An 8,658-nucleotide genomic window follows, 5' to 3' on the forward strand; every position below is an offset into this window, starting at 1 on the left:
ATCTTAATTCTATTAGATCAATGATAACACTATCATTTAATTACTGAATTAAGCCTAATGATAGATATTGTATGCGATTTGGATCGCTATCATTCAGCTATAGTCTTTTGATAAAAAAAGCATGACTGGAAGCCATGCCTTGGGAATTCGTATAACGTGTATTATGTTAATTTTAGGGAAATTTAAGAATCTCTATGCAATGGTTTATTCAATATTCTTTGATTTCTTATCTTTTAGGTTAATCAGAAATAGCCAATAACATAAGCCAGGAAATAGAGCCATAAAGATAGTCCATGTATCTGTATACATCTTCCACCACTCTTTCGAAATTTCTCCTGTGTGACTCCATCCAAAAAGAATAAAAAATGGAGTAGCAATAATTATAGAGGCAATACAGATAGTTAATAAATTAAGACTGTTATAACGATTTAAAAGAATTGAGAATATGAAGCTGAAAGGTACAGTCAAAATACAATAAGCCAAGTAGACAAGACCGTGCCCTACAAGAACCACTAAAATCGAGTATAGGCTGTATTCCTGATTCATTACGATAAACAGGACTGCTGTGAAAAAAAGTAGTGGTAAAGGAGAAAGTAAGAGAGCTTTTACTATTTTTTCATTTGAATATTTCACTAATTTAATTCTCTTATCTACTCAATAAATAATAATACTATAACGATTTTATTGGAGGTTTTTTGATTCTATTTAACATAATGGGCGTTATACGAAATGCGATTTTAAATAATATTATTTATCAAAGGTTTAAGACAAAAAACACACAACCTTCAAGATCAAAAAATACACGTTTTAACAACTCGTGTGTTTTTTAAGCAGATTTGTAATCTTTCGCCAATAAAATCGTCTAAAAAATGCTCAATTTTGGCATTTTCCCAATGTTCTCAGCTCTTCCAGGGCGAAAACTATCCCCAATTGCTGTGGATGAAATTTAGGCTATTTTGTACGCTTTGGCTCACATAAAACTCGGCCCTTTGCGGCTATCCAGGATAGGTGAATTTTCCTATGATGAAGTCATAGAGAACAGGATGTTCCAAACAACAAGAATAAGAAAGATCGCACCAGGAGCGTGAGTTAAGACAGGAGTCATACCTAGCAACCCAATATGAGAAACCCCGGCAGGATGCTGGGGTTTTTTATTATTAAAAGGAAAACTATAGGTATTAAATTAACTTTCCTTCTCATTATCAGAATCTAGGTTTTTCTCTGAATCGGAATCATTTTTCACGAATAGGTCTTTAAGCTCTAGCATCGCTGCTAGTGCATACATAGTGAGAGTAAATAGAATTATTCCAATAACAACAAATCCAATGCCATAAGAGACACCGAAACTGGTAAAACAGAAGAAAAAACCTGTAGTAAAGAAAATAGCTGATGCAACAAACATCACACTAAAAATAGCTGATAATGCATATTCAAAATTAAGAATAAAATTCTTTATCCAACTCGGTATTGGTATTTTCCTTTCTAATTCTCTTTCTGCTACAACTAACATTAATAAAGGTAGACAGTAAATTCCCGAAAGCCAAATAAGAATATGGACATAATTATCATGGGAAGGTATAAGGCTCTTCATCATTTCGTTAAAGTTAGATAGATCATGACTTTTATGAAAAATGACTCCCCAAATATCTTGACATAAAGCTAATAAAAGAGGGATCACTCCTAAAAGGATAGTTATTGCAACCCCTTGTTTAAAAGATTTTTTTATATATTCTTTCGGTGGAAACACAGGACCTCCTATCAACAATTAGCTTATTTAAAACCCGCTCTTCTCAACATTTTTTTAAAATTAGCTTCAACTTGTTTTTTAACTTTAGAAGCTATTTCTTTCTGCAATATTCCATACTTTTCTTGTGCTCCACATTTAGCACAAGTAATCGTATCTGAAGCTTTAGGATTACTAGGAATCTCAAACTTATCGCTTCCGCAAGAACATAAAATATTTATTGTTTGATCAGTCATCTCAGTGCCTTCGTTAATATGAAATTATTAAAAAGACTGCCAAGCGTACTTAACAGTCTTTCACAGCTCATCGCTTACTATCTGGCGTACGTTCAACACGAACCCAGCTTGAATTTGGCTTTGATGTCGGGGGGGCAATAGTTCGATCTGGAATAGTTGAGTAGTTATCTCTCAACCCACCTCTAGGACCTTGCTCTCGATAAATCCCACCATCACGGCCTGTATTCTGTCCTGGCTTTAAAGACATATTTCGCTCCTAATATTGTCGAATTCGACAACTAAATGTTGTCACAAATATTATTAACACTACTTGTCGAATTCGTCAACAAAATTTCTCTATTTCGAATTATTATAGAAATACAAAAATATAATCAGTAGAATAGAATTATGAATACAGAATCTAATGAAACCTACGTGTTTCCTGAACGGCTTAAAGCGATAAGAGAGTTACGTAAACTAACTCAAGCTCAATTAGCTGAAAAATCTAAAATTCCTTCTACCTCAATTTCACATTTGGAAGCTGGGTCAAGAAAACCATCTTTTGATAATTTGAGAAAATTAGGAATAGCGCTAGAAGTATCTACAGATTACTTACTAGGACGAGTAGATAGTTTTGAAGGAACTAATACGGACACTCTATTTAGAGATCTTCAAAACTTAACAGATAGTGATAGAGAAACTATTCGACGATTTGCAGAGTCACTAAGAAATAAATAAACTATTTATTTCTTAGTACATTGAATAAGATAATGTCTAATAACACCAAACAATATATTGAAAAAGCAGCTACTCAGATTAGACAGGATTACGATTTAATCGATTATGAAATAGATCTTTTTAAATTAGGTGAAGAACTAGGGATTGATATACAAACTCAATCTCAAAAGAGTCATGGTATTTCTGGAGCGCTTATTAGGAATGGCAATGATTTCCTAATCTACTATGCTTCTTCTATCAATAATATTCCATATCAACGATTCAGTATTGCCCATGAATTTGGGCATTATTTTTTACCTGAACATCCTGAAAATATCTTTAATAAAAATGGTACTCATTTTTCAAGTGCAGGTTCGAGCAGTAAAGATCCCTATGAAAGAGAAGCAGACTATTTTTCTACCTGCTTACTAATGCCTAAATTTCTTTTTGAAAAGGAAATGTATAAATACAATGACGGCTTAGAAGCAATTAAGTCTTTAGCTAGTATTTTCAATACGTCCTTAACCTCTACAGCTATACGATATATTGAACTTACTGAAGCACCTGCGCTATTAATTATCAGTTCAAATGGTAAAGTAGATGCTGTTTTCGATACTAAGGAACTACGTAAGTTTGGAAAGTGTATTTATATAAAAAACAAAGTCTTACCAAATAAAAATATAATTTCAACTGAGCTATCAAAAAAAGAAATTTTTCTTAATGAATGGATTGATACAAATCATCGTATTAAAGCAATTGAGGAAAGTATCACATTGGGATCTTATGAAAAAACTCTCACAGTAATCACAACAAATACTTTATATGAAGAGATTGAAGATGAGTTTAGTGATACATGGGAACCCCCTTCATTCAAATAGTATATTAAATATACAGTTTCTTATTTAACATAAAATCTCTTACGCGAAGTTGGTTTGTAAGCCCAAAATAGAAATGTCTGATTTCTCCAAAGTAAAAATGTTCACTTTTAGAATATGTGCTTTTGCGATTGTCGAAGCAGACGATTTTATATGTTAGCGTCATGCCAGATAAAGAACTTAAAAGATTGTCAATCTTGCAGGAAATCTGCGATCAACGCATACCTCAAACCTAGTCTGCTCAGTTACTTCATATTTCAAAACGTCAGATCAGACGTTTACTGCAAAATACAAAGCTCAAGGCCCAGTTGGACCTACATTCAGGGCTGCTTTTCCCCTATCAGCTTTTTAATGGATGTTTTATGAGCAACAATGAATGTTTTAGCTTATATCTGGGTCAAATGAGTGATAAAGTATCACTCAAAATACCCAAATATAGATTTATAGATGAAAGAGTTTCTCTCCCAAGCCGATGACCTGCATGAAAAGTACCTAACCCAGGAAAAACAGAAAATTGAAGAGCACAAAATGCTGGTCAATCAGGTCTTGGAGTCATACGACCAGAAAACTGTTGCTGAAATACTTCGCAGGGTTGGACAGTATGACTGGACCCGTGAAACGCTGAATAAATGGCTCAATGGAAAGAGTGCACCACGGGCACTCAGTGAGGGCGAAGTGGAGATGCTTCAGCAAAAGATGCTACCGAAGCCACCAGCACACCATCCGGACTATAAATTCCGTTTTATTGATCTGTTTGCCGGGATTGGCGGGATTAGGAAGGGATTTGAGGAAATAGGGGGACAATGCGTTTTTACCAGCGAATGGAACAAGGAAGCCATCCGGACCTACAAGGCCAACTGGTACTGTGATCCTCAACATCATAAATTCAACGAAGATATCAGACAGGTTACGCTGACTGAAGATCCGGATATAGACATCAATGAAGCTTATGAACATATTGATAACGAAATTCCGGATCATGAGGTACTACTGGCCGGTTTCCCATGCCAGCCGTTCTCTCTGGCAGGTGTTTCAAAAAAGAACTCCCTCGGCAAGGCACATGGTTTTGAATGTGAAGCACAAGGAACACTGTTTTTTGATGTGGCACGTATTATTGCAGCAAAACAGCCAGCTATTTTCGTACTCGAGAATGTAAAGAACCTGAAAAGCCATGACAAGGGAAATACCTTCCGTATCATCATGAAGACGCTGGACGAGCTGGGCTATGATGTTGCAGATGCTGACGCGAGTGGTCCGAATGATCCAAAAATCATTGACGGCAAGAACTTCCTTCCCCAGCACCGTGAGCGTATTGTACTGGTAGGCTTCAAACGCAGCCTGGATATCAAGGGCGACTTTTCCCTGAAAAATATCAGTAAACTCTTCCCTGAAGTCCGTCCGACCATACAGGACGTGTTAGAAAAGGAAGTAGAAGACAAATACATATTGACTGAAAATCTCTGGAAGTATCTTTACAACTATGCCAAGAAACATCAGGCTAAAGGTAACGGTTTTGGCTTTGGTCTGGTAGATCCGAAAAATCCTGGTAGCGTGGCCAGAACCCTTTCGGCCCGTTATCATAAAGACGGTTCGGAAATCCTGATTGACCGCGGCTGGGATATGCAGCGGGGAGAAGAAGATTTTGATGATCCTGATAACCAGAAGAACCGTCCGCGTCGTCTGACACCACGGGAATGTGCCAGACTGATGGGCTTCCAAAAACTGGATGGAGACGACTTCTTCCGTATTCCAGTTTCGGATACACAGGCCTACAAGCAGTTCGGTAACTCGGTTGTCGTACCCGTCTTCACTGCCGTTGCAAGGTTGCTGGAACCTTACATTCTACGGGCAGCAAAAATTCAGGAGCATAAAAAAGACAAGATTTCTGCGTAAAAGCTATAAAAATCACTCAAATAGAGGTACGATCCGGTCAGAAGAACAATGACCGGATCGTATATGGCGACTATCAGGCAGATGTCACAGACAATGCAGGCCCTAGGGGCAACCCGGATCCTGCTCAAACCGCTTTCCAATAATGACAATTCCAAACAGCAAATCTATTTTGGGGGAAATTTTGAAGTTCTTCAGGATTTTCCACTGGGAGAGATCCGCGCAGATGGAGAATCCAGCAAGGGTCCGATATTCAAGGCACCTCTCAAACTGTTCTGGATCACACCGGAAGGTGAAACTGAAGAAGCCACAGGTTCCCAAATTATTCTCTATCCCAAATATCCGGAAATAAGACTTTCCGGATTCCTCCGTGGCTGCTCGCTTGCCCCAAGCAAGATCATGAAACCACCGACACCAGAAGAACGTGCACTATATGCCAGCCAGAAAAGAGGCATGATCCTAGGATTGGCTGAAGACAAAGTCTTTGCCTATACAGGATCATGGGATGAGAAAATTTCAGGGGAAATTCAGGAATATGCCGAACAGAACCAAGACAGACAGGTCCTGTCAGTTTTTTATGAATACTACTCTAGCCTTACAGACAGTCAGGAGCTTCTGATTGGAAAACTCAAAGATATCTATTTAAAGGGACCAATAAGATCCAGAAGATTGGACAAAGACGGTACTGTTATCTTCTACGAGGCACCTAATGGCGCTGGTTTTACCCTCGAGTGCGAATTCGGCATCATTCCAAACGGAAAGGCCAGTCCTGATTTCTTGGACTGGGAGCTAAAAACAAGATCAAAAAGTAGTACTACCCTAATGACTCCTGAACCTGATATCGGACTCTATCGTGACAGCTATGCAAATTTCATGAATACCCATGCAAACCGCAGGCAACCGCAGCAGCTTTACTTTACTGCCAAACACCAGACTGGAATCCGAAATCCGGAAACATGTCTGACTCTTTTCATTGAAGGATATGATTTGGAGAAAAAGAAAATTACCCTGAGCGAGGGTGGCTATTTTCTGAAAAATGACAATGGAGAAGTTGCAGCTGGATGGACCTTTAGCAAACTGCTCAATCACTGGAAGAATAAACATACCAAAACCTGCTATGTTTCCTACACTAACCTCAAACTTGAAGGCTCTACCTATTACCAGTTTGGCCCAAAGGTGTCGCTGGCTAAAGGAGCAAGTATTGAGAAATTCCTGGATGCCCTGGCGACAGGAATAGTGGTTCATGATCCTGGATGCAAATATGCCCTAGATGTGAATACAGGCAAATGGAAACAGAAAAAACGCAACCAGTTCAGGGTGTCAGCAGTCAATTCAGCTTGTCTATATGATGAATACAAGGAGCTTGACCTGTCATCAGATAAATAAGTATGGCTGTATTACTTGAAAAATCATCTGTCTCTTGGAGTGTCACGTATTTCAAGAAACTGTCTGTCACCTGCAAGCCAGTCAGCAATTGTACTGACTACTTTTTCCGGATCTTTTTTGGCTCCCCGAATACTGCATTCCCAGACAATGCAGACTCGCCAATTACTAGCGCGCAGGATATCTACAGCTCTGGAATCATTCGCCTGATTACGGCAGATTTTTTCCTGCCAGAATTCCGTCCGCGTTGCCGGTAACCTGAAAAGATGACAATTCTGATGACCATGCCAGAAACAGCCGTGTATAAAAATCACTGACCTGTATTTTGGCAAAACAATATCAGGTTTTCCCGGAAGATCTTTTACATGAAAACGATACCGAAATCCTTTTTTATGAAGCAAATGTCTGACTAATAATTCAGGCTTTGTATTGCTACCTTTGATTCCAGCCATCATACGGCTGCGTGTAGATGGATCAACAATGTCTACCATCTATCTCTCCTAAGCTATATTCGAAACTTAACAGAATAAAACTTCAACAATATTATTTATATTGCACATTTTTCATTTAATTATAAGTACTCGTGTCTAGCTAATATTTAACATAAAAACTCTTATACGCAACCCAGGTTAATCCTGGGCTTTCTGTTCAATCTCATCATTGGTCGAGAATGTGTCTGGATTCGTGAGATTGATGTTTTCCTGGCATTGATCGCATACCAACAGTCCTGCAAAAAGCTGTACATTTTTTCTTGATTGGCAAAGAGTACAAGCCTTCGGAAACATTATTGTATTTGCTGTAGTAGTGATATGAGTGCTCATCACAATTCCTCGAATAAGATTTCTTACTATCTTCTCTTAAACTTCAACGCTTGAGTATTGAAGAAGGTCCATTTTTGGAACTTTTGTAGAAAATAGGTATAGAACTCACTGATATTGAATACTCTCAATTTTTTAACTACTTTTAACGCCTGAAATAAGAATTCAATTTAGGTTCTAAAACCTTACTTAAAATCTATCAACTGAGTGATTTTTACAGGTTTAAATTCCTAAAAAATATGTCATGTATGATTTGTTAAATTGACCGAATTGACAGTTTTATTGCTTATCGAAAAGTGCGCAGATTATTTTAATTAATTTTCAATAACTTATGCTGTTTTTATGGCTTTTACCTGCGCAAACTTGATTTTCAATAACTGCGCAGGGTATTTATCTATATATATTAATTACTTATGCTGTTTTTTTCCATTTTTCGAGCGCAGATAGGTGCGCACCCTATTTTTCATTAAATAACAATTGCTTAGAGCATTTTTATTGGTTTTTTGAGCACAGAGAAGAGCGCAGCAAATTAATAAATAAAATCAATAACTTATTTTAAAAAATGCGCTTTTTGCTGCGCAGCTTTCTAACACACAAAATAATTACCCAAACCCTTACAGCATAAGGATTTGAAGGTTGTCATCGTTAGATGCGTGGTGTGTGACAAAAAAATCCCGGCGTGTGCCGGATCCTTGATTGGAAAATTGGCTAAAGTGACGTAGGGCCGGTGCTTGGTTTTGCATGGAAAAAAGTATTTATTTCTTAGTTTAGAAAAACGTAAAAAGATCAATTTTTTTGTCCCTTCATCCAGGTTAAAAATTTCAACCCAAAACTTTAATTATGAAGAGCTTCATAGAAAGCGTTCAAATGCGATTTAAGAGCCTTTACTTAAAAAACATAGATCTCATAGTGAAAAACAGAAAACAGCTCAAAAAACGCAAATGAGAGCGAAATAAAGAGGTATTTTGACTTTAGATAGATGCATAGAGCGAGTGTCTACGAGCGAACTATCAAAA

10 protein-coding genes and 1 pseudogene are annotated in these 8,658 nt (G+C 37.5%); 5 read left to right on the plus strand and 6 right to left on the minus strand.

Translation table 11 applies throughout. The annotated features are described in order from the left end of the window. Positions 1 to 204 precede the first annotated feature (204 nt). The 4 genes from FTV31_RS14915 to FTV31_RS14930 form a co-directional block, all read right to left on the minus strand. A complete protein-coding gene (locus FTV31_RS14915; protein WP_000877730.1) occupies positions 205 to 633 on the minus strand; it encodes a hypothetical protein in 429 nt (142 codons plus the stop codon). Between the two features lie 550 nt (positions 634 to 1,183). Then, positions 1,184 to 1,747: a hypothetical protein gene (locus tag FTV31_RS14920; protein ID WP_163146742.1), complete on the minus strand. Its 564-nt coding sequence runs from the start codon at positions 1,745 to 1,747 to the stop codon at positions 1,184 to 1,186. Positions 1,748 to 1,770: 23 nt separating this feature from the next. Next, positions 1,771 to 1,980, minus strand: a complete 210-nt coding sequence (locus tag FTV31_RS14925) for a hypothetical protein (protein ID WP_163146743.1) — start codon at positions 1,978 to 1,980, stop codon at positions 1,771 to 1,773. 67 nt (positions 1,981 to 2,047) lie between these two features. Then, complete coding sequence (locus FTV31_RS14930; RefSeq protein ID WP_016651005.1) at positions 2,048 to 2,227, minus strand: hypothetical protein; 180 nt, start codon at positions 2,225 to 2,227, stop codon at positions 2,048 to 2,050. A 140-nt stretch (positions 2,228 to 2,367) separates the two neighbouring features. On the opposite strand from FTV31_RS14930, the gene FTV31_RS14935 reads away from it, so the two are divergent. The 5 genes and pseudogenes from FTV31_RS14935 to FTV31_RS14955 all read left to right on the plus strand — a co-directional run bounded on the left by FTV31_RS14935 (position 2,368) and on the right by FTV31_RS14955 (position 6,827). Beyond that, positions 2,368 to 2,697, plus strand: a complete 330-nt coding sequence (locus FTV31_RS14935; RefSeq protein WP_087662598.1) for a helix-turn-helix domain-containing protein — start codon at positions 2,368 to 2,370, stop codon at positions 2,695 to 2,697. Positions 2,698 to 2,729: 32 nt separating this feature from the next. Then, the gene (locus FTV31_RS14940) at positions 2,730 to 3,554 is read left to right on the plus strand and encodes an ImmA/IrrE family metallo-endopeptidase (protein ID WP_163146744.1); all 825 of its coding nucleotides are present in this window, start codon (positions 2,730 to 2,732) and stop codon (positions 3,552 to 3,554) included. Positions 3,555 to 3,715: 161 nt separating this feature from the next. Further along, positions 3,716 to 3,858: pseudogene (locus tag FTV31_RS14945) on the plus strand (helix-turn-helix domain-containing protein); the annotation flags it as partial. Between the two features lie 140 nt (positions 3,859 to 3,998). Next, positions 3,999 to 5,444 carry a DNA cytosine methyltransferase gene (locus FTV31_RS14950; protein ID WP_163146745.1) on the plus strand — a complete coding sequence of 482 codons (1,446 nt, stop codon included), beginning with the start codon at positions 3,999 to 4,001 and terminating at the stop codon, positions 5,442 to 5,444. Positions 5,445 to 5,507: 63 nt separating this feature from the next. Further along, complete coding sequence (locus FTV31_RS14955; protein WP_163146738.1) at positions 5,508 to 6,827, plus strand: MvaI/BcnI family restriction endonuclease; 1,320 nt, start codon at positions 5,508 to 5,510, stop codon at positions 6,825 to 6,827. 23 nt (positions 6,828 to 6,850) lie between these two features. Here FTV31_RS14955 and FTV31_RS14960 read toward each other — a convergent pair whose 3' ends face one another. Further along, positions 6,851 to 7,315: a very short patch repair endonuclease gene (locus FTV31_RS14960; protein WP_163146739.1), complete on the minus strand. Its 465-nt coding sequence runs from the start codon at positions 7,313 to 7,315 to the stop codon at positions 6,851 to 6,853. Positions 7,316 to 7,453: 138 nt separating this feature from the next. Next, a complete protein-coding gene (locus FTV31_RS17375; RefSeq protein WP_034705540.1) occupies positions 7,454 to 7,645 on the minus strand; it encodes a hypothetical protein in 192 nt (63 codons plus the stop codon). Positions 7,646 to 8,658: the final 1,013 nt, after the last annotated feature.

This window comes from Acinetobacter sp. YH16031 (assembly GCF_013417335.1).
GTDB lineage: Bacteria > Pseudomonadota > Gammaproteobacteria > Pseudomonadales > Moraxellaceae > Acinetobacter.

Excerpts from the sequence above, each read along its gene's own strand:
- FTV31_RS14930 (WP_016651005.1), bottom strand. The coding sequence starts at position 2,227 with ATGTCTTTAAAGCCAGGACAGAATACAGGCCGTGATGGTGGGATTTAT.
- FTV31_RS14925 (WP_163146743.1), bottom strand. The coding sequence starts at position 1,980 with ATGACTGATCAAACAATAAATATTTTATGTTCTTGCGGAAGCGATAAG.
- FTV31_RS14960 (WP_163146739.1), bottom strand. The coding sequence starts at position 7,315 with ATGGTAGACATTGTTGATCCATCTACACGCAGCCGTATGATGGCTGGA.
- FTV31_RS14955 (WP_163146738.1), top strand. The coding sequence starts at position 5,508 with ATGGCGACTATCAGGCAGATGTCACAGACAATGCAGGCCCTAGGGGCA.
- FTV31_RS14950 (WP_163146745.1), top strand. The coding sequence starts at position 3,999 with ATGAAAGAGTTTCTCTCCCAAGCCGATGACCTGCATGAAAAGTACCTA.
- FTV31_RS14940 (WP_163146744.1), top strand. The coding sequence starts at position 2,730 with ATGTCTAATAACACCAAACAATATATTGAAAAAGCAGCTACTCAGATT.
- FTV31_RS17375 (WP_034705540.1), bottom strand. The coding sequence starts at position 7,645 with ATGAGCACTCATATCACTACTACAGCAAATACAATAATGTTTCCGAAG.
- FTV31_RS14935 (WP_087662598.1), top strand. The coding sequence starts at position 2,368 with ATGAATACAGAATCTAATGAAACCTACGTGTTTCCTGAACGGCTTAAA.